17 protein-coding genes are annotated in these 19226 nt (G+C 62.8%); 4 read left to right on the forward strand and 13 right to left on the reverse strand.

Features of this window, described 5'->3' with window-relative positions; translation table 11 throughout:
- Positions 1 to 8: 8 nt before the first annotated feature.
- The 4 genes from HGSM_RS13990 to HGSM_RS02000 form a co-directional block, all read right to left on the reverse strand.
- Positions 9 to 152 carry a methionine/alanine import family NSS transporter small subunit gene (locus HGSM_RS13990; RefSeq protein ID WP_019147059.1) on the reverse strand — a complete coding sequence of 48 codons (144 nt, stop codon included), beginning with the start codon at positions 150 to 152 and terminating at the stop codon, positions 9 to 11.
- A complete protein-coding gene (locus tag HGSM_RS01990) occupies positions 149 to 1723 on the reverse strand; it encodes a sodium-dependent transporter (protein WP_019147060.1) in 1575 nt (524 codons plus the stop codon). Before HGSM_RS01990 ends, HGSM_RS13990 begins: the two co-directional genes overlap by 4 nt.
- A gap of 174 nt (positions 1724 to 1897) precedes the next feature.
- Entirely contained in the window at positions 1898 to 2566 is a 669-nt protein-coding gene (locus HGSM_RS01995) for a response regulator (protein WP_019147061.1), read from the reverse strand.
- On the reverse strand, positions 2563 to 3810 hold the full coding sequence (locus HGSM_RS02000) for a sensor histidine kinase (protein WP_040594490.1): 1248 nt from the start codon (positions 3808 to 3810) through the stop codon (positions 2563 to 2565). The genes HGSM_RS01995 and HGSM_RS02000 overlap by 4 nt, the downstream gene beginning before the upstream one ends.
- Positions 3811 to 4086: 276 nt before the next feature.
- Between HGSM_RS02000 and HGSM_RS02005 the strand changes: the two genes are divergently transcribed.
- Together HGSM_RS02005 and HGSM_RS02010 are read left to right on the forward strand one after the other, a co-directional pair.
- Positions 4087 to 5220 (forward strand): ABC transporter permease, encoded by a 1134-nt coding sequence (locus HGSM_RS02005; RefSeq protein ID WP_019147063.1) that lies wholly within the window; start codon positions 4087 to 4089, stop codon positions 5218 to 5220.
- Positions 5220 to 6008 (forward strand): ABC transporter ATP-binding protein, encoded by a 789-nt coding sequence (locus HGSM_RS02010; RefSeq protein ID WP_019147064.1) that lies wholly within the window; start codon positions 5220 to 5222, stop codon positions 6006 to 6008. The genes HGSM_RS02005 and HGSM_RS02010 overlap by 1 nt, the downstream gene beginning before the upstream one ends.
- Before the next feature lie 165 nt (positions 6009 to 6173).
- Here HGSM_RS02010 and HGSM_RS02015 read toward each other — a convergent pair whose 3' ends face one another.
- Positions 6174 to 9326 (reverse strand): AAA family ATPase, encoded by a 3153-nt coding sequence (locus HGSM_RS02015; protein ID WP_040594237.1) that lies wholly within the window; start codon positions 9324 to 9326, stop codon positions 6174 to 6176.
- Between the two features lies 1 nt (position 9327).
- Complete coding sequence (locus HGSM_RS02020; RefSeq protein WP_040594492.1) at positions 9328 to 10509, reverse strand: exonuclease SbcCD subunit D; 1182 nt, start codon at positions 10507 to 10509, stop codon at positions 9328 to 9330.
- Between the two features lie 170 nt (positions 10510 to 10679).
- On the opposite strand from HGSM_RS02020, the gene HGSM_RS02025 reads away from it, so the two are divergent.
- Together HGSM_RS02025 and HGSM_RS02030 are read left to right on the forward strand one after the other, a co-directional pair.
- The gene (locus HGSM_RS02025; protein ID WP_154646209.1) at positions 10680 to 11129 is read left to right on the forward strand and encodes a hypothetical protein; all 450 of its coding nucleotides are present in this window, start codon (positions 10680 to 10682) and stop codon (positions 11127 to 11129) included.
- Between the two features lie 114 nt (positions 11130 to 11243).
- On the forward strand, positions 11244 to 11732 hold the full coding sequence (locus tag HGSM_RS02030) for a hypothetical protein (protein ID WP_154646210.1): 489 nt from the start codon (positions 11244 to 11246) through the stop codon (positions 11730 to 11732).
- Between the two features lie 87 nt (positions 11733 to 11819).
- Here HGSM_RS02030 and HGSM_RS13525 read toward each other — a convergent pair whose 3' ends face one another.
- The 7 genes from HGSM_RS13525 to HGSM_RS02065 form a co-directional block, all read right to left on the reverse strand.
- On the reverse strand, positions 11820 to 12659 hold the full coding sequence (locus HGSM_RS13525) for a M15 family metallopeptidase (protein ID WP_195891317.1): 840 nt from the start codon (positions 12657 to 12659) through the stop codon (positions 11820 to 11822).
- 199 nt (positions 12660 to 12858) lie between these two features.
- Positions 12859 to 13338 carry an aminoacyl-tRNA deacylase gene (locus HGSM_RS02040; RefSeq protein ID WP_019147070.1) on the reverse strand — a complete coding sequence of 160 codons (480 nt, stop codon included), beginning with the start codon at positions 13336 to 13338 and terminating at the stop codon, positions 12859 to 12861.
- Positions 13339 to 13340: 2 nt separating this feature from the next.
- Entirely contained in the window at positions 13341 to 13865 is a 525-nt protein-coding gene (locus tag HGSM_RS02045; RefSeq protein WP_019147071.1) for a DinB family protein, read from the reverse strand.
- Positions 13866 to 13944: 79 nt separating this feature from the next.
- Complete coding sequence (locus tag HGSM_RS02050; RefSeq protein WP_019147072.1) at positions 13945 to 15588, reverse strand: ATP-binding cassette domain-containing protein; 1644 nt, start codon at positions 15586 to 15588, stop codon at positions 13945 to 13947.
- On the reverse strand, positions 15585 to 16466 hold the full coding sequence (locus tag HGSM_RS02055; RefSeq protein ID WP_019147073.1) for an ABC transporter permease: 882 nt from the start codon (positions 16464 to 16466) through the stop codon (positions 15585 to 15587). Before HGSM_RS02055 ends, HGSM_RS02050 begins: the two co-directional genes overlap by 4 nt.
- Positions 16463 to 17548 (reverse strand): ABC transporter permease, encoded by a 1086-nt coding sequence (locus tag HGSM_RS02060; protein WP_019147074.1) that lies wholly within the window; start codon positions 17546 to 17548, stop codon positions 16463 to 16465. Before HGSM_RS02060 ends, HGSM_RS02055 begins: the two co-directional genes overlap by 4 nt.
- On the reverse strand, positions 17545 to 19224 hold the full coding sequence (locus HGSM_RS02065; protein ID WP_019147075.1) for an ABC transporter substrate-binding protein: 1680 nt from the start codon (positions 19222 to 19224) through the stop codon (positions 17545 to 17547). Before HGSM_RS02065 ends, HGSM_RS02060 begins: the two co-directional genes overlap by 4 nt.
- Positions 19225 to 19226 lie beyond the last annotated feature (2 nt).

A 19226-nucleotide genomic window follows, 5' to 3' on the forward strand; every position in this document is an offset into this window, starting at 1 on the left:
GCGAGCCCTTACAGCGTGTGGTCCTCATAGGTTTCAAAGTCGTGCTCGCCCGTGCGCTTGTCAAAGCGGCTCAGGAGCACGATCGAGACCGTGAGGCCTCCCCACAGAACCACAATTGACAGTACGAGCATCATGATCGCGAGGGGGCTCATGCTGCGTCCTTTCCGAATGGGGCGTGGGCGTGGATACGCTCACCCGGGATGGCGGGCTCGGGGACGAACTCGTCTGGGTTGTGCTTCCACGGGAGGGCTGTCATGATCGCGGCTGCGACCACCATGAATAGGACAGCACCCCAGCCGTACAGGGTGTTGAACCAGACCGGGTAGCCCGAGTACGAGTTCTGCAGGACGTTGACGACCTCAACCAGGAACATGATGAGCAGGACGACTGGAATGATGCCGCTGGCAAAGATCTGCCAGACCTTACCCACCTTGAAGCTCGAGTAGGCGTTGATGTGGTCGCGGAGAATCGGGAACATCTTGAGCAGAACCATCGCGGACAGCATGATGACTGCGGAGCTGACAATTCCAACCTCGTTGGCCCACTTGTCCACGGAGTCCAGGACCCACAGCGCATCCTCACGGGCAAACAGCACGATGGACAGAACTGCTGAGACTCCACCCACCCGTAGCGCGCCCTGACGTGGTGTCAGGCCGAACTTGTCTTGGAAGCTCGAGGAAACCACCTGGAGCAGGGAGATCAAGGACGTCAGCCCGGCGAGGACGAGGGATGCGAAGAACAGGAAACCAAAGACCTGGCCGCCCGGCATCTCCGAGACGATGGACGGGAACGTGATGAAGGAGAGTGAGACGCCCGAGATGCCCTCAAGCTCGCTGATTGAGGTGTTCTGCTGCTGAGCGAGGAACCCGAGGGTAGAGAACACACCGATTCCTGCGAGGATCTCGAATGACGAATTGGCGAACCCAACCACGAGGCCGGGGCCAGTCAGGTTGGTGCGCTTCTTGATGTACGAGGAGTACGTGAGCATGATGCCAAACGCGATCGACAGGGAGAAGAAGATCTGCGCGTACGCTGCCAGCCACACCTTGGGTTCGAGCAGCGCCGACCAGTTGGGCGTGAAGAAGGCGTTGAGACCGTCGATAGCGCCCGGCAGGAACAGGGCACGGACCACGAGCGCCACAAACAGGAGCACCAGGAGCGGAATGAAGATGATGTTCGCGCGCTCGAGGCCCTTCTGCACACCAAGCGCCAGGATCACGAGCGTCACGAGCCATACGGCCGCGAGCATGATCAGGATGTGCGGAACAAAGCCACCGACCTGGCCGACCTCGTTAGCCTGCAAGAACTCGCCCGTGAAGAACCCGGCCGCGTCGTCACCCCACTTGAGGTTCAGCGAGAACCCGGCGAAACTCGCAGCCCATGCCACGATCACCGCGTAGTACAGGATGATGACAAAGCAGATGGCGGCTTGGAACCAGCCGAGCATCTCGAGCTTGCCACGGATACGGCGGAACACTGTGGGAGGTGCGCCACGGAATCGGTTTCCCAGCGCGTAGTCCACGAACAGAATGGGCAGACCCGCAGTGAGCAGCGCGATCAGGTAGGGCAGGATGAACGCACCGCCGCCGTTTTCGTAGGCGACCCCTGGGAATCGCCAGATGTTACCGAGACCCACCGCGGAGCCGATGGCGGCGAAGATAAAGCCCGCCTGTCCGGTCCACTGTTCTCGCTTGCGGCTCGATGCCGGAGTCTTTGTGCTCATGTGCCGTCCTGATGTGCTCAGCGCGCTTTCGACCGCGGGGGTCGTTATGTAATTAGAAACCTAGTCTCAGTCGACCTTACCCGCGAGACGAATCGTATCACTGGGCAGAAGGACCCGTTTTGGCCTGAACCTTGAGACTCAGTGTTTCACGCCTTGAGCACCTACTCGGGGCGTCTACCGTGACCTGATGAGGCGCTTTTCCAGCGCTACGGCCACCGCCGAGGTCCGCGAGTCCACGCCAAGCTTGGTGTAGATGTGAACGAGGTGCGTCTTCACCGTGGCCTCGGAAACGAATGCCTCCTGCGCGATCTCGCGGTTGGTCTTGCCCTTGGCCAGTGCCTCGAGGATCTCTAGTTCACGCGGCGAGAGCTGTGGAAGGGGGTCGCTCAGGCGATCCACAAGCCGGTCTGCGACCTGTGGAGACAGCGCCCTGCGCCCCTGCGCCACGCGCTCCACCGCCCCAATCAGCTCGGCATCCGTGGCGTCCTTCAGCAGATACCCCTGCGCCCCCGCGGACATCGCGGCCACAATGTCTGCATCCGTTTCGTACGTGGTCAGCACCAAAACTGGCAGGTCAACCCCCGCCTCACGCATCGCCTTGATGGCGCTCACGCCATCAAGGCCGGGCGCCATCTGCAAGTCCATGAGCACAACATCAAGTGATTCACGACGATCTTGGTCCCGTAGCAACTCCAGTGCGGCTCCGCCGTCGGCGGCTTCCGCGACTACCTCCACCCGGCCTGATTCGTTCAGGATCGCGGTGAGCCCGGCGCGCACAACCCGGTGGTCGTCCACGAGGAGGACCTTAATGGGTCCGGGTGCATCCTGGTGTGGCGCTGTCATTCGGCGGTCCTTTCGGGAATGGTCAGGGTAACGACTGTGCCCTCGCCTGGGGCAGACTCGACCGACATCGTGCCGCCGAGTGCCTCCATCCGCTCCTTTACGGAGCGCATGCCAAAGCCGGACCCATCTGACCTGATGGGAGGTGAGGAGGGCGTGAACCCGACCCCATCGTCGAAAATATCTACCACGTACGCACCGGGGAACGCGCTGAGCGTGATCACGCAGTGATCCGCCCGGGCGTGCGTGAGCACGTTCGAGGCGAGCGAGCGGACGGAGTTCAGGAGTTCGCGGGCGATCCGCGGATCCGCCACGAGCAGGTCCTCATCGGTGTGGAAGGTGAAGTCGGTTGGGCTCGCCGCTGCCTGCGCGGTCTGCGAAACGCCCGCAACCATACTGGTCAGCGCGTCAACGAGCTCGACGGGCGCGGAACGGTCGCTCAACTTGCCCACGAACGCGCGGGCCTCGGTCAGGTTCTCGGACGCGGTAGTTTCAATCACTTTGAGGCGCTGCTGAGCCAGCTCGTGCTCGCCGCGCTCAAGCGCATTGGCGGTAGACCTAGACATGAGCACGATCGAGGAAAATCCCTGGGCAAGCGTGTCGTGGATGTCGCGAGCGAGCCGCTCCCGCTCGGCAATGCGGCCGGCCTCGTGCTGGGACTCAGCAAGCGCGGAGCGGGTGGCCTCAAGCTCGGCGATCGCCTGCGCCTGCTCCGTAGACACCCTGAACAGCAGCGAATAGATCCAGTAGATGACGGCGGACGCAAATGCGCCGAGAATCGGACCCAGCCACACCGAGAACGACCGTTCGGCAGCGTGCTGCCACAGGGCAGCGCCCACGTAGAGCGCGAGTACCAGCACCACGAGCCAGCCCCACGGCCGGCGCAGCAGATGGAGAACCACAAAGAAGAGCGGGAAAACGATCCACGCGAACTCGCCCGAAAGCCACACCAGCGCCGCCCAGCCAAGCAGAACCGCAAGCAACCACCACAGGGCCATCCTTCTAGGGAGGTCAATGCCCTGCTGGGAGCCGCGCTTTTCGGCGACCGTGCCCACCAAGTACAGGCCACCCACCGCGAGCGCGAGCAGGAGCCCCACCACGGTGACGGGGAGGTTTCGACCGCTGTCTATTCCACCGGTCAGCTCGCCCTCGCCCTCCAGAACGAGCCACCTCACGATGGCGAGGCCGAGAAGGAGAGCGAACGACACGTGCAGCACAACCCGGAGTATCCGCAGGGTGTTTGCCATGGTGTGGACGCGTTGAGCCTGCGTCTCGGCGGGACTGGTCGTTCTGAGTGGGTGTGTGGAGCCGCTGGGGGTTCTGGTGTGTGTGGAACCCGTGGGGCTAGTGGATTCGGTGGTAAGCACATTTCCTCCTTTCGCCAGACTATCCGCCGCAGCGGGCCTACGGATCAACCATTCGATTGAGTTTCGAATACCCATTCTGGCGTGTTCGGACCGGTAGTTCGCGCGATGTGGCAGGGGGTCAGAAAGCGAGAGGCTAGAAGGCAGAAAGGAACTCTCATGAAACTTGGACTTAAAGATATTCGTTTTGCCAAGGGCAGATTCGCACTCATGGCCGGCGTAGTTGCCCTCATCGCGATGCTTTTGGTGATGCTCACCGGGCTGACCTCGGGACTTGGTAACCAGTCGATCTCGGCCGTGCGTGACCTACCCGTCGACCGCGTGGTGTTCTCCACCGGCGACTTGGCATCCGGTGAAGCCAAGCCTGACTTCACGTCCTCCCAAATCACTGCTCAGCAGCTTGCTGCCTACCAGGACGTGTACGGGGACGGGGCAACGCCTCTCGGCCTGACCTCGGCCCGCGCCCAGGGCGTGGCCACCGACGGTTCCGGCACTTCAGGCACCGCGAACGTTGCGGTGTTTGCGGCGCAACAGCCTGAAGCACTTTCTGGTGCAGGTTCCGCCCTGCCAAAGGGTTCAGTCTTCCTCGACGAAGACACTGCCTCCTCGCTGGGGCTCCTCAACGGTAGCGCCCTGACCGCGGACGCCAAGGCCACGATCAACGGCAAGGAGTTCGCCGTAGCCGGCCTCGTCGACGCCCAGTGGTACTCGCATATGCCTGTGGCCTGGATGTCCATCGATGACTGGGCTTCGATCGCCCACACGTCCTCCGATGTGGTTGGTACCGTCATGCTGCTCGCCGATGGCTCGCTCGCGTCCACCTCTGGCGAGGTGCCTTCAACGCTTACCGACGATTCACTCACCACCGCGGTCTCCCCAGGTGCCGCTGTGCGCGGGTTGCCGTCCTACACTTCCGAAAACGGTTCGCTCGCACTTATGCAGGCTTTCCTTTACGGGATCTCCGGCCTCGTGATCGCGGCGTTTGTGGCTGTCTGGACCGTCCAGCGCACCCGTGACATCGCGGTTCTCAAGGCACTCGGAGCCTCGAGCGGATACGTTGTCCGCGACGCGCTCTCGCAGTCGCTTGTGGTTACCGTACTCGGCGCGGTCGTGGGTGGGGCTCTGGGTGGCGGCATAGCTGTTGCTGCCTCCGCGGTCGTCCCAATTCACCTGACATTACTCTCCGCGGTACTGCCCATCGCCGGAATCATCGTGATCGGCCTTGCCGCTTCCATGGCAGCCGTCAAGCAAACCACCTCCATTGATCCACTCCTTGCTCTCGGGGGCAACTGATGACTAACTCAACTCTGCTCGATTCGAGCGCCTCAACCGATCTGACTACCACCAGACCACTAGTCCTAGAAAAGATTGGGGTGACCTACCCCGATGGGGACTCGACGCTCGAGGTGCTGCGCGGAGTGAGCGTTGCTCCCAGGGTAGGAGAGTTGTCCGCGCTCACGGGCGTCTCGGGTTCGGGTAAGTCCACGATGCTCACTGTGTCCGCGCTGCTCACCCGACCAACTGTGGGACGGGTTCTGGTTGCGGGCCAGGATGCTTGGTCGCTCAACGAGAAGGAGCGTACGGCTCTTCGCCGTGACAACGTCGGACTGGTGTTCCAGCAGCCAAACCTGTTTGCCTCACTTAACGCCCGCGAGCAGCTGGCAATGAGCGCAGACATCCGCGGAGAAATCGGGTCCGGCGTGCTTGGTGCTCTCGGCCGCGTGTTCGGCAAGGGCGGGTCGCGGGCCGACAAGCCTGCCGCGTTTGCTCGTGCCGATGAGCTCCTTGACTTGGTTGGGCTGGGCGACAAGCGCGACAGGCTCCCCCACCAACTCTCCGGCGGCCAGCGCCAGCGCGTGAACATCGCCCGCGCGCTCATGAACTCTCCAAAGGTCATCCTCGCTGACGAACCAACGTCCGCTCTCGACGAGGATATGTCCGCGCAAATCGTGGGCCTGCTGGGCAAGGTCACCCGCGAACTGAACGTAGCAACCCTCATGGTCACGCACGACACCGCGCAGCTCGACCAGTGCGACACCGTGTATGCCCTGGAGCGGGGCGTGCTCTCCGAACTCCGCTAAGACCCCGAACGCACGAGGGCCCCACCAACAACCATGTTGGTAGGGCCCTCGTGTTTGTGTGCGGCTGGGTGTCTCTCTGCAGGGGACCGTGGCGCCTCTGAGGCAGACGTTAAGGCGCGACGTCCGGCTACTGAACCACGCGGCTTCCGCTACGCAACTACTCGGCTAGGCGCGGACGGTCAGCGTGGAGCCGCCTGACTCGCGGTGACGCACCGAGATGCCATCCCCTATCGCTTGCTTGAGGGTTTCCACGTGTGAAACCACTCCTACGGTTCGCCCGCCGTCGCGGAGGCTCCCCAGAACCGATAGGACCGATTCGAGCGTGTCCGGGTCGAGCGAGCCGAAGCCCTCGTCCACAAACAGCGTCCCCAACTCGACCCCGCCGGCTTCTGCAGTGACCACGTCAGCCAAGCCGAGCGCAAGGCACAGGGATACGTAGAACGTTTCACCGCCGGAAAGTGTCCGGGGATCCCGCGACGACTCAGTGTTGTGATCAATGACCTTGAGAGCGAGTCCCACCTTGCGGGTGCGGACGTCTTCCTTCTCCTCGGAGCGCTCGAGTTCATATCGCCCGTCCGACATCACCACGAGCCGGGAGTTTGCGGCCGCGACCACGTCCTCAAACCGCTTGACCAACACATATACTGCAAGCGTTTGGCGCTTTGTGTTGTCAGGTGAAGTTCCTGCCGCAATGTCGGCCATCCTGATGATCGGTTCGACCTCGCGGCGAGCAGCTCCGAGCTTGGAGAGAACCCTGTTCACCGTGGACTCGTGGCTTCGTGATTTCACAAGGGTCGACTTGGCTGAGGAGGATTTCACCGCAGCGGCGCGGTTCAGGGCCTCAGCACGCTGGAGTTCCTCCCGTAGCGCGTCAAGATCGAAGTCGATGGTTTCCGGGAGTTGGGCAAGGGCCTCGTCCATGAGTCGGTCATTTACGGACGCGACTTCCGCGCGGTAGCTCGACACGGAGTGATCAAGGTTCCGCAACTGTTCAGCCGGCAGGTGGCTTGCCCGGGCAGCCTCGACATCTTCGAAACCTTGCTCGAGCAGAGCTTCTGCGACTTCCGATGTGCGGTCCGCAAGGGCGCTTCGCGCGCTGCCTAGTGCGTCAATTGCCGCGATGAGTCGGGTCAGGCTTGCGGCTGCTTGCGCGTACCAGTCGCGCAGGGAGGCAATGTCCCGATGCTGGTCTGCGACAGGCTGCTCTGACAGGACACGTGCTACCGCCTCCTTGTCACTCTCCAACTGCTCCACCAGCTGAGCAACCTTTGAGGAAAGCGCGGAGCACTCCTTGCCAAGTCTGGACTGCCGCTCCTGCAAGTCCGCAGTTTCCCGCTCATGGTCGAGAACCGCCTTGACCAGTTCCTTCAGTTCACCGGTAGCCTTCCGCGCCAAGGCTAGCGCCGCCTCAGCATTGGATCGCTCTGCCTGCGCGGACTCGAGGTCGTGTCCCTCTACAGCCTTCTCAGCGCTTGTGACGCGCTCCTGTGCTGCCGCGTGCGCTGCTTGAGCGCCCGCAAGGACTTTCTCCGCGGCTTGCCGTGCGGACTGTGCCGCGTCGACCTGGGCCTTGGACACTGCCGATTCGTCCAGCTGCGCTGGGTTGGGGTGTTCAAGGGAACCGCAGACAGCGCATGGCGTGCCGTCTTCGAGCTCCTGAGCCAGTTGCCCAGCCATCTGAGAGAGCCACGATGCACGCAGGGTAGCTTCGGTGGACGACGCGGCGAGGGCCTTCGCGGCCTCGACCTCTATCGCGGCCTTGGCGGCGACTTCGCCTCGTCTGGCAACCTCGAGTGCGCCGAATGCGTCAATCAGCCCCTTGGCTTGGAGGACTCTCCCCTCTTCATACGGAACCCGCTCGCTCAGGCTCCTCGCTTGATCGCGCTCGGCAGAGAGAGCTAGTAGTCCAGCGGGACGCTCCGCCAGGAGTTCTGCATTCGACGCGAGTTCTCGCGTGAACTTCTCAACCCGGGTTTGCTCCCGTGCGATTTCTATCTCGCGCTGAGCAAGCCCGGACTCGGTATTCAGCAGACCCGCGAGCGCCCCCACCTGCATCTGTGCGTGGTCTCTCTGCACCACAAGGTCACTGCGCCCCTCGGCGAGTACCTTAACGAACAGCGCCTCCGTGGACCGGCGGTTAATGTCGTTTCCCTCGAGTGAGGGTGGAAAGTCGCCGTTGAGCTCGGGAAGTTGGGCGTAGTCTTGCGCGCTCGCAACCGCCTGTATCGACTCGCGCAACGCCTTATCGTGATCGGCGGCGGCCCGTTCGAGCCCGAGAGCAACAGGCATGACGACCGCTGCTCGACGTGCGCTGGACAGAGCAGCCTCGGCCTGTGTCATCTCGTGCGAGGACTGCTCAAGTTGGGACTTTCGAGTCCGAAGTTCGGCTCGCTTGGCGAACCGCTCGGTTGTGACTCTGGCAGACTCGAAGGACTCTCGGGCGGCCTGTTCATGTGCCATTGCTGAAGCCTCACGAGCGATTGCGTCGGTCTCAATGGCCTCGAGGCGCTCCAGTTCCTGCTCTAGCGCAGAGGTCAGGTCCTCATCAGTGGCACCCGCCAGGAGCTCGGGATCGAGTTCGGGGTTGTCAGCGCCCTGGACAAAGGCACGGATGGCGTCCCTTCGGTCTCCCTCGCCTTCTGCAATGGTCCGGACCGCCGTCCGCCTCATCTCCGCGAGACTCGCCTGCGCGCGCTCATAAATCTCTGTGCCGAATACCTTCTGCAGGAGGGCACTGCGGTCCCCTGGGTCGGAACGTAAGAAGTTTGCGAACTCACCCTGCGGGAGTACCACGGTCTGGACGAACTGGGCCCGGTCGAGCCCTATTGCTCGCGCGATCTCCCCTCCGGCCTCATCCATGCGGCTTGAGCGGTGCGTCCCCAGCCCTAGCGCGGACACTGCCTCATGGTTGCCGCCCTCGGCGTAGCACTGGGTAATCCGGTCCAGATCATCAGGAGTTAGGCGCCACAGGGTCACCCCTGCCTGCTCCTTGGTTACTCCCGTCCCGCGCTTTTTTGCTCGATACCACTCCGGGGTCCGCACTACCCGGTAAATTCCTGAGTTCGTCTCAAACACGAGGTCCACAAAGGACTCTGTGCTTTCGTTGGCGTACGCCGAACGGACGCGGTCGTCGCTTGCCACATCCGAGGCGACCTTGCCGTAGAGCGCGTAGACGATCGCGTCAATGATGGTGGACTTGCCCGATCCAGTCGGGCCCTCAAGCAAGAAGAGGCCGGATGCTGACAGCGCGGAGAAATCGATGTAGTGCTCGCCAGCAAAGGGCCCGATGGCGCTCAAAGTCATGTGGTGTAGCTGCATGTCAAGCACTCTTTTCTTGCGCTCGTGCGAGGTCGATTGCGTCCTCAAGCACCTTGCGTTCCTGTGGGGTCGGTGGAGTGAGCGTGACGTCCTCAATAAACCGGGATGCCACCTCGGCGGGGTTCGAAGCCTGGGTCACGGTAATGGCAGCGCGAGCGGTCTCCCCCACGCCTACCGGCCTGTGCTGCATGACCAGAGCATGGGGGAATCGCGCCTTGAGCCGAGCGTTCATTTCTTGTGGGCGCCGTTGGTCGGTCACGTATACGCGCAGCCAGTCATCCACGTACTTCTCCCCAGTTGCGCCGAGGAGTTCATCCATTGTTCCGGAGACCTCACTGAGCTTGCGAGGAACGGGGGCTGCGAAAAGTTGAGGTTCACCACGCACTCCATCCTGACCGATCTCCACGAGAGCGGAGGACTTCTTGTGGTTCATCTCGGAGAAGGAGAAGGCAAGTGGCGAGCCAGAGTACCGAGCAACGGCGCTTCCGGCCCCCTTGACCACTTGCGGTCCGTGCAGGTGTCCAAGGGCCACGTAGTCCACACCGTCAAACACGCCGGACGGAACCGAGTCAACCCCACCGATGCGAATGTCCCGTTCGGATTCACTGGGCTGGCCGCCCACAACGAAGGCGTGGGCCATAACGAGGGAGGCGGGTCGCGCACTCGAACGCGACTCCCGCACAGACAGGTCGGAGCGCACAGCTGACATTGCCGCGCTCATGACGGCCTCGTGACTGCGAGCGATTCCCTGCGAGTCCTCCGACAGCTGCGGACGCGCTGCGTCCGGGTCAAGGTATGGGAGCGCATAGACCAGCAGTTCCTCACCGTTCGTGGTCACAAGCTCGACGGGGCGCGCAATGTCCCGGATGAGCGAACGAATGTGGATGGAGGGTCGCATGAGGGAAGCACCGAACCCGAGGCGGATTGCCGAGTCGTGGTTTCCCGGGGTGACAACTATCTGGGTCTTCTCCGAAAGTCTGGCAAGAGTTTCATAGAGTAGTTCCACGGCATCCACCGGCGGGATCGCACGGTCGTAGATATCGCCGCTCACCACGACTGCGTCAATGTCCTCCTGACCAACAAGATCCACGAGGTGGTCAAAGTAGGTTGCATGGTGTTGCAGCAGATCAACGCCGTGCAGCGTGCGGCCGATGTGCCAGTCAGACGTATGGAGAATGCGCATGAGGCATACGTTAGCGGAACCCTCAGACACTGGGTGCATACCGCTCCGGAGCCGTCCGTTCGTCCTTTCACCGGACAGGAAGCATCCACATTGTGATTGTTTCGTGATAATTGCCGGGCCTTTACGACATTCATGACATGTTTCAGCGCACGTTGTTACATAATCGTTATATGAAGTCAACGTCGACTCGAGTAGCCGCCGGGGTTCTAGCGATCACCATCCCGCTAGCACCCACCAGCGCCTACGCACTAGAACGGGCACACCACTCGCCCACGAGCGCGCGCATGGACGCAACCATCGCCACGTCGCAGCGTCTTGCTACCTCACAACGCACCAAGGTCTCCGAGTCCAACCGAATCGCAATCGCTTCAGCAATTGATTCTGCAAGGTCCGCCGCCATGCAGACCATTACCGCGATTGGGCGCGCACTCAACGCAACGGAGTTTGACCGAGTGACCGCCCGAGAGGACCTCGCATTTGCATCTGTCGCACTCGAGGCAGCACGCGCAGAGCTCTCCCACTCAACAACGTTGCTACCTCCTGGCGAGTCGCCCTTGCGCACAGCTTTGGAGGCGATCTCTTCCGACCTGACGATCCTGCGCAACGGCCTGCCCGCCTAATTTGCGTGGTGACTGCACCGCGGGAGGTTCCGCCACGGAGCGTACCAGAAACCCTCACATCGCCTGCGCGTGTACCCGTTGCCCTGGCCCCATCCGCTAGAGAACAATGAATGCATGACGTCACCCATGCACACCAGCCTCCGCAAGGCCGCCACCGCCATTCTCCTGAGCGCCTCACTCGCTGGAGGCGCGTCCGTGCTCACGGGGTGCGCTGAGGTCCAAGACAGGGGCTCCCAGATCAGCAACAAGCTCAGTGAGGCTCGCGAGCAAATTAACCAGCTCGCCGCGCAGGGCGGCGAACTCATCAAGGACGCTCAGACGTTCAGCGCTGACGCCAAGAAGCGGGTAGAGGATGCCACCACGTCGGCCACCAAGGCTGCAGAGGAGGCTCGCACCGCGCTCACCGAGATCCAGGACAAGAAGAACGGGGCACAGGAGACTGTCGCGGACGCGCGCAAGCGCCTCGAGGACGCTAAAGCCCAACTAGAGGACCTCTCTGGGTCCCTGAGCAAGGTCGACATGACCGCGATTGAGGCCGAGCGAGACAAGGTCATTGCGTCGATCGACGAGCTGCTAGGTCAACTCAACACGACCAACAACTAGTTCCCACTGCGCTTCACCGCGCGTAGACACGGCCGCCACCCCCTACGAACCGTCCAAAACACGAACCGCCCAGCTCCGAGACCGAACTTACTCCGACTCGACTGCGACCTCGTTGCTCTGAGGCTCTGACTCCGCCTTGTCTTGGCCCTTCTTGGCCGGAACGACAAAGATGCCTTGGGTTGGGTCTCCGGTAAGTTCCGTGGTCCGTTGGAGGATCTTCTCGCTCGCTGGCCACGCATTGGCTGTGGTGCCCATGTACTCGAAGTGCCACGACTCCGGCTTCATTCCATCAGCATGTGCCCACGTGGGCGAGAACCAGCCATACTTCCACCCGTTGTCGAGCAACCACTGACGCTCCTTAGTACCGAATTGCGCCTCTGGCCCATTGATATCGAGCGCCATGCCCCAGCCGTGGTTTGAGTACCCGGGAGGCGCCGCGAGGAATGGCTTGATCCGCTTGAGGTAGACCTGAGATTCGTAGGTCCGGTACGAATCGGTGATCCCAATCGAACGCCCAAACTGCTCTGAGAAGTCCACGCTCATCAGGTCGAACATAACTGCAGCGTCGTGCCGCAGCCGCTCCCCAGGCGAGGTCAACATCGTCATAAGGAAATCTTCAGGGATCTTGCCGTTGGCGTAGGTCCCATCGAACGCGGACCAATCGCCCAGTAGGCGCGCGGTGAGTGCCACTACCTGTGGCCGCGTGAGTGTGCCGTCCTTGCTCTTCTTCTTAATGAGAGCTTGGTAGGCGTCAGCGGACTCCTGTGAAATAGGGTCAGCGACACCCACCTTGGGAGAGTTGCGCTGTTCAGGGGTCGAGTTGGAGTTCGAAATAGTGGGAAGCGTCTTACTTGTTGTTCCTGCAGAGCCACCGCCCGTCTCGTGCGCGCTGGCTGTGGGGGCAATGAAGAATGAAACGCCCAGCACACAGGAACCCACCACGGCCGCGACTTTGCGGGTAAGTCCGTGTGAGGGAACAGGTGAGTCAAGTCCTGATGGGCACTTGGCTGCAGGTGGGGGAAACGCTGAACCGAGCATTATTATCCAGGGTTGAAGAGTGCATGTTCACTCCATTCTTAACCGCACCTAGCCACTTGTCGCCATGGGTAGGGAATTTCATCCACGACTATTCCGAGACGTCCACAACGGACGCGCCGAAAGCACTGATGACGTCGTCGGCGCGAACTGTGGCCGCCCAGCCATGATCGCCCGCTCCAATTGATACAGTCCGCCCCGCCAGCGCAGAATCGGCGATGACCGGCCACGCGGTCTTCGACCCAAAGGGCGTAATGGTTCCCCGCACAAACCCAGTCGCGTCGAATGCCTCGTCAGCACTTGGCATGTGGAGCCGGGACACGCCTAGGTGAGCGCGGAGTTTGGCCCACGAGATCTGCTTATCCCCTCCAATGAGGACAAATACGTAGCGGCCCTCCTCGAGGCGCACAACAATGGTTTTGACGATGTCACGCGGCTGCACGCCCCTCGCGGCGGCGGCCTCCTCGAGCGAGTTAACCGGCCCGTGTTCGGTGATGGAGTAGTCGATTCCTGATGCTTCAAAGCTAGCAAGCGCCCGATCGCGCGGCGTTGTGGGGGTGGTATCGGACACGGCTACCTCTCCTCTCTGACATCCCACGCGTGGTGGACCAAATCGTGGAGTGCATACTGGCCAAGCGTAAGAACTGTGAATCGGGATCCGTTTGAGCGCAACCCCGTCCTCCCTGCATGTTCTTCTGAAACCGCAGCAAAATCGCTAGAAAGCAGTTCCGTATTCGCGGCGATAGCCGCGGCCACGTCCTTGGGATCCGCCTGATCGTACTTGCCGTCAACGGCGGCGCGGTCTTGGTCCCAGTTGGGGAAGCCGGGGTCGTCGTTCTCGAGCATGAGGTGCAGGCGCCCACGCATGATGGTCAGGACATCGCGGACGTGGGCGCCGTACTCGAGCGGCGACCAGGTGAAGAGCTCGGGTCGCAGCGCCACGTCTGGACGGCCAAGCCGCTCGGTCCAGCCGCTCGTGGCCTCGCGAATCCGAGGGCCGATCTGGGCGAGCGGAACGGAGCCCGCGTCGAGGCCACAGTCGGGGCAGCGTTCACGCAGAACCCAGGTCCAATCCTTGTTGTCGGGTGAGATCGTCATGATGCCCTCCTTTGTCCTCAACAATGCTGTGACAACCACACTTCCACAACTCGGGGAGATTCTCAGGGACGTATGGCCATTAGCCCACTGAGGACGCGAGTAACTCCCGGGTGTACTCGTGCTCAGGCCAAGTCAGGACCTGGTGTGCAGGACCCGTTTCCACCACGTCGCCGTCCTTCAGGACCACGATCGTGTGGGCGAGTTGGCCCACCACGGCGAGGTCATGGCTGATGAACACCATCGAGATGCCGGTCCGCGCCTGCAGGTCGGCGAGGAGGCCGATGACCTGTGATTGGACGGTTACATCCAGCGCGGAGACGGGCTCGTCGCACAGCAACAACGTTGGCCGTGCGGCAAGAGCCCTCGCGATCGCGACGCGCTGGCGCTGCCCGCCAGAGAGCTCGCTCGGCCTGCGGCCCGTTAGCCCCGGTTCCAGCCCCACACTGGCCATCAGCTCGAGGACTCGTGCCTTACGCGCGCGTATCCGATCTCTAAGCTGAAGTTTCTTGAACTCGCTCGGTTCCAGCCCCTCCGCGATGATCCGCTGCACGCTCCAGCGCTTGTTCATCGCCGAGTGCGCGTCCTGCGCAACCACTTGGATGTCATGCCGGCGTGCCCTGCGGGAACGTTCGCTCACGCCTACGGTCGCGCTGTTCCACGGCTCCCCGTGGAACAGGACCTCGCCGGCGGAGGGCCGGTGCAGGCCGAGCAGAATACGCATGATCGTGGACTTTCCGGAGCCTGACTCGCCCACGAGTCCCACGGTCTCTCCTGCGCGAACAGTGATGTCCACGCCGTTAGCTGCGGTCACGCTTCCCCCGCCGGGGAGCGGAAACTTAGCCGTGATTCCGGTGCCGCGAAGCACCACTCGATCCTGCATCACGCGCTGCTCTGCGAGCAGTGGCTGCCCGTCGGGGTGTGCCGCGAGCAGTTCGCGCGTGTACGGGTGCGCCGGCGCGCTGAGGACAGCGGACGCCGGCCCCTGCTCAACCACCCGTCCGGACTTCATCACGATCACGTGGTCCGCGAGCCGCGCGACCACGTGCAGGTCGTGGCTGATCAGCACGATCCCGGTGCCCTGTTCCTTGATCTCGCCTAGGAGTTCAAGGATCCTGGCCTGCACTGTGGCATCCAGCGCGGTGGTGGGTTCGTCCGCGATCAGCACCTTGGGATGGGCCGCGAGCCCCGACGCAATGAGTGCGCGCTGGCGCAGCCCACCCGACAGCTGGTGCGGGTACTGTTTGGCCCTGCGCTCCGGTTCCGGCACATGCACGCGCGCCATCAGGCCCGTGACCTGCTGGTTCAGCTCTCTTCCTCGATGCGCGAGCCCGTGGACCACGAGCGGTTCGCCGACCTCCGCACCCACGCTCCGCAGCGGGTCGAGGGATACCAGCGCGTCCTGCGACACCAGCGCAATCTCCCGGCCGCGCACACTCAGCCATTCTCGTTCACGCTGCGGGGAACCCGCCGGGTATAGCTCGCGTCCCTCCAGTTGGACGCGCTCCGCCCGCGCCGTAGCGCGCTCGGGCAGCAGCCCAAGGAGCGCGCGTCCCGTCATGGATTTGCCGGCGCCGGACTCCCCCACGATTGCCATGCACTGGCCTGCGGCCAGTTCAAAACCCAGATTCTCGACGATCGACGCACCTCCCAGCACCACGCTCAGCCCCTTCACGTCGAGTAGGGGCTGGGTTCCGGAATCTGGGGCAGATCCATGGGCGCTCATGCTTTGCCTCCCTCGAGGTAGCGCTGCAGTGGGCGGGCCACCGTGGTCACAGCGATGACAGTGATTGCGAGCATGAGCCCAGGGAACACGGAGATCCACCACGCGTTACCCAGTTGGTTCTTGCCCTCGGACATCATGAGGCCCCACTCGGGGGTGGGCGGTTGGACGCCGAGGCCCAGGAAACTGAGGCCCGCCGCGGACACAATCGCGGACCCAAACCCCACGATTGCGAGGCCCACTAGGGACGCGGCCACGGAGGGAACAATGTGCCTCAGCGCCGCACGCGCGGGGTGCACGCCAAGGATCAGGGCGGCCTCGTACGGGCCGGAGATACGCAGCCGCTTGGTGCTAATGCGGGCCAACCGCACGTATGCGGGAATCACGGAAATGGTCACGCCCAGAGCAACGGCGGACGCGCCCTTACCCATAATCGCGACAACCAGCAGAGCGATCAGGAACTCCGGGAACGCCATAACAACCTCGATCAGGCGGGAAAGCACCGAATCGAGGCGGCGAGGGGCAAGTCCCGCGAGGCTTCCGATGAGGATACTCACGGCGAGCGCTATGCCCACAGCCCGCAATCCGACTCCGAGCGAGATGCCGGTTCCGTGGACGACTCGAGTGAAGACGTCGCGCCCCGACTGGTCCGTGCCAAACAGGTGCTCGGCGCTCGGCGCAGCGAGGACGTTCCTGGCGTTCGTTGCAGTAGGGTCTCCGTGCGCGATCACCTCTGGGAACAGCGCGGCAACCGCGAGGAAGAGGAGCACCAACGCGCCGACGAGCCACCCTAGGCGAGTAGCCCACGAGGTGGAGAACGCTCGCACGGTCCTAGGGACGAGGGAGCCGGCCAATCTGCCGGGGTGGTTGATTGTGCTCACGATGCGCTTCCCTCCCCTTGATCCGTAGCTTTGGCAGGCTCGGCTTCTGCCCGTGCGCGAGCGCCCCTCGCCGCCGCACCACCCCGGCCAACTCGCAACCTAGGGTCAAGCACGAGGGAAGCGGCATCGACCACAACGTTGATCAGGATGAACGCGATACCGGAGACGATCACCATCCCCATGACAATGGGAAGGTCGCGGCCTAGGATCGCGTCAAGCGTGACCCGGCCTAGCCCCGGCCGCGCAAACACGGTCTCGATGAGCACCGCGCCGCCCAGCAGTGAGCCAAACATGTACCCACCGAGCGTCAACGTACCCACCGACGCGTGGCGCATCGAGTGACGCAGCGTCACCTGCCTACGCGAGAGCCCACGAGCACGAGCCGTGTGGGCAAAGGGCTCCGACTCGGCAACGTCCAAGCCCTGGCGCAGGACCTGGGCCAGAACAGCGGCGATCGGCAATGCCATCGCGATCGCAGGAAGGACCAAACGCGTCACCGTGTTTCCGCCAATCACGGGGAACCAGCCCAGCCGATAGGAAAACACCGCCGACAGCACGAGCCCAGTCCAAAAGACCGGCGCTGAGACCGCACCGAGTTCGAGTAGGTCGAAGAATCGTCGTGAAGCACCCCGGCGTGAAAGTGCCGCGCCCACGAGTGCCAGCACCACAGCGAGCCCGAGCGCTGCAAGCGCGAGCGCGAGCGTGTGCGGCAGGTTCTCCGCGATCACCGCGGACACGGGCCGGTGTAGCTGATACGACTGGCCGAGGTCGCCGGATGCGACGCGGCCAAGATAAGCGGCATACTGCACGAGCACGGGCTGGTTCAGGCCTAGGTCAGCGCGAATGGCGGCCCGGGCCTCCGGGGTCACGGAGGCGAGCGGGCCAATCATGACGTCCACGGGATCGCCCGGGACCAACTTGAGCACGAGGAACGCGAGCGTCACCGCACCCCACAGTACGAGGAGCGCGCCGCCTACAAACCCGGCAACACGTCCGCCCCAGCGCACTGCGAGGCTGCCCCCGACCCCAGCGGGGACGGGGGCAGCACGCTCCACCGAAACGTCGGCGGGAGAGACCGTCATTTCTCTACGGTCACACCGGCCAGCAGCGGCCAACCGTAGCTGTCGTAGGCGAGGCCCTTGACGCTCGGCAGCGATGCGGTGGTGAACTGCGAGAGCGTCAGCGGGATGATACCTACATTCTTCACGTTCCACTGCTGGACCTGCTTGTACAGGCCCTCACGGACGTTTGCGTCCGTGGCTGCTTGGGCCTGCTCGAGGAGCGCGTCGAGGGCTGGATCGCTGATCGTGGAGGCGTTCTGGTAGCCCTGCGTGTGCAGGTGCTGACGCAGAATGTCGGCGTCCAACGAAGCGAAGCTCCAGTCAGTTGCGTCGAAGTCCAAGATCATGTTGCCGTCAGAGTCCGCGTAGCGGGCCTGGTACTCCGGCCCCTCGATCGCCTGGTGCTTGAGCTCGAAGCCGATCTTCTTCAGATCGTCGATCATGAAGTTGACCAGGGCCTGCTTCTCGTCGGGGAAGGGCAACCAGGAGAGCCACTCGGCGCTCAGGCGCTCGCCATCCTTGGTGCGGTAGCCCTCGGCGTCGCGTTCGGTCCAGCCTGCCTCATCGAGGAGCGCGTTGGCCTTGTCAGCGTCAAACGGCCAGGCGTTCTCTAGGCTCGAATCGTAGGACTTAGGCGTAGAAGGGCTCAGGATTGACCATGGGCGCTGGTAGTCGCCCGAGTAGGCCGCGCCAACGGCCGCGTCGAGGTCAAAGCCCTGCTGGAATGCCTGGCGGACCTTGATGTCCTTGAACACGCCGTGCGACCAGTTCAAGTACATCGAGTACGGCATACCTGGGCTTGGGGCCACGTTGACGTGAGCACCCGAGAGCTGGGCGGTTCCGGTCGGGGTCAGGTCAATCGCGATCTGGGCGTCACCGGACTGGAGCGCACCCACGCGAGCGGATTCCTCGGGAACGATCCTGATCTTGAGCGAATCAAGCTTGGGAGCACCAGCCTGCACGGGAGCGCCCTCCGCGGTGGACACTTCAGGCCCCCAGACATAGTCCTTGTTTGGTGCGAAGTCCAGTTCCTGCTTGGGCGAGTAGGCCGTTAGCTTGAACGGGCCGGTTCCCACCGTGACCTCAGGTCCACCAGCCTTGAGTTGGTCCTGGGTCGCAGTCGAGAGGACCTTTGGAGAGTAAAAGCCCACAAACGCGGTGGACAGGTTGTTCAGGAGAGGAGCAAAAGGCGCCTCAAGCGTGAGCGTAAGCTCGTACTCTCCCGTGGCCTTGGCCCCCTTGAAGAGGTCGCCGCCGATCATGTCGCGGGACTGCGCGGATGCGGTCTCCTCGGCAGTGATGTGCTCGAAGTTCTTGACCGCCGCTGCAGCGTTGAACTTCTCGCCATCCGTGAAGGTCACATCGTCACGGAGTTCAAAAACGTAGGTGAGTCCGTCCTCTGACACGGTCCAGGACTTGGCGAGCCAAGGCTTGATCTCTCCCGTGACGTCCAGAGCAACCAGCGAGTCAAATACGTTGCGGGTAACGTACGCGGACACGTCCAGTTGGCTCGAGTGAGGGTCCATGTGACCGTTCTCGAGGTTTCCGCCTGCAATGGCGAGTGTGAGGTCTCCCCCGGATGCTGCCGCTGGTGCGGGTTCAGACGATCCTTCAGGTGAGCAGGCCGTAAGTCCGAAAGCGAAAGTTGCTGCGGCTGCTACGGCAAAAATCCGACGCGTGATCGGCGAGTTGAACATTT

Origin of the sequence: Timonella senegalensis JC301 (genome assembly GCF_000312125.1) — a bacterium.
In the GTDB taxonomy this organism is placed as follows: Bacteria; Actinomycetota; Actinomycetes; order Actinomycetales; family Cellulomonadaceae; genus Timonella; species Timonella senegalensis.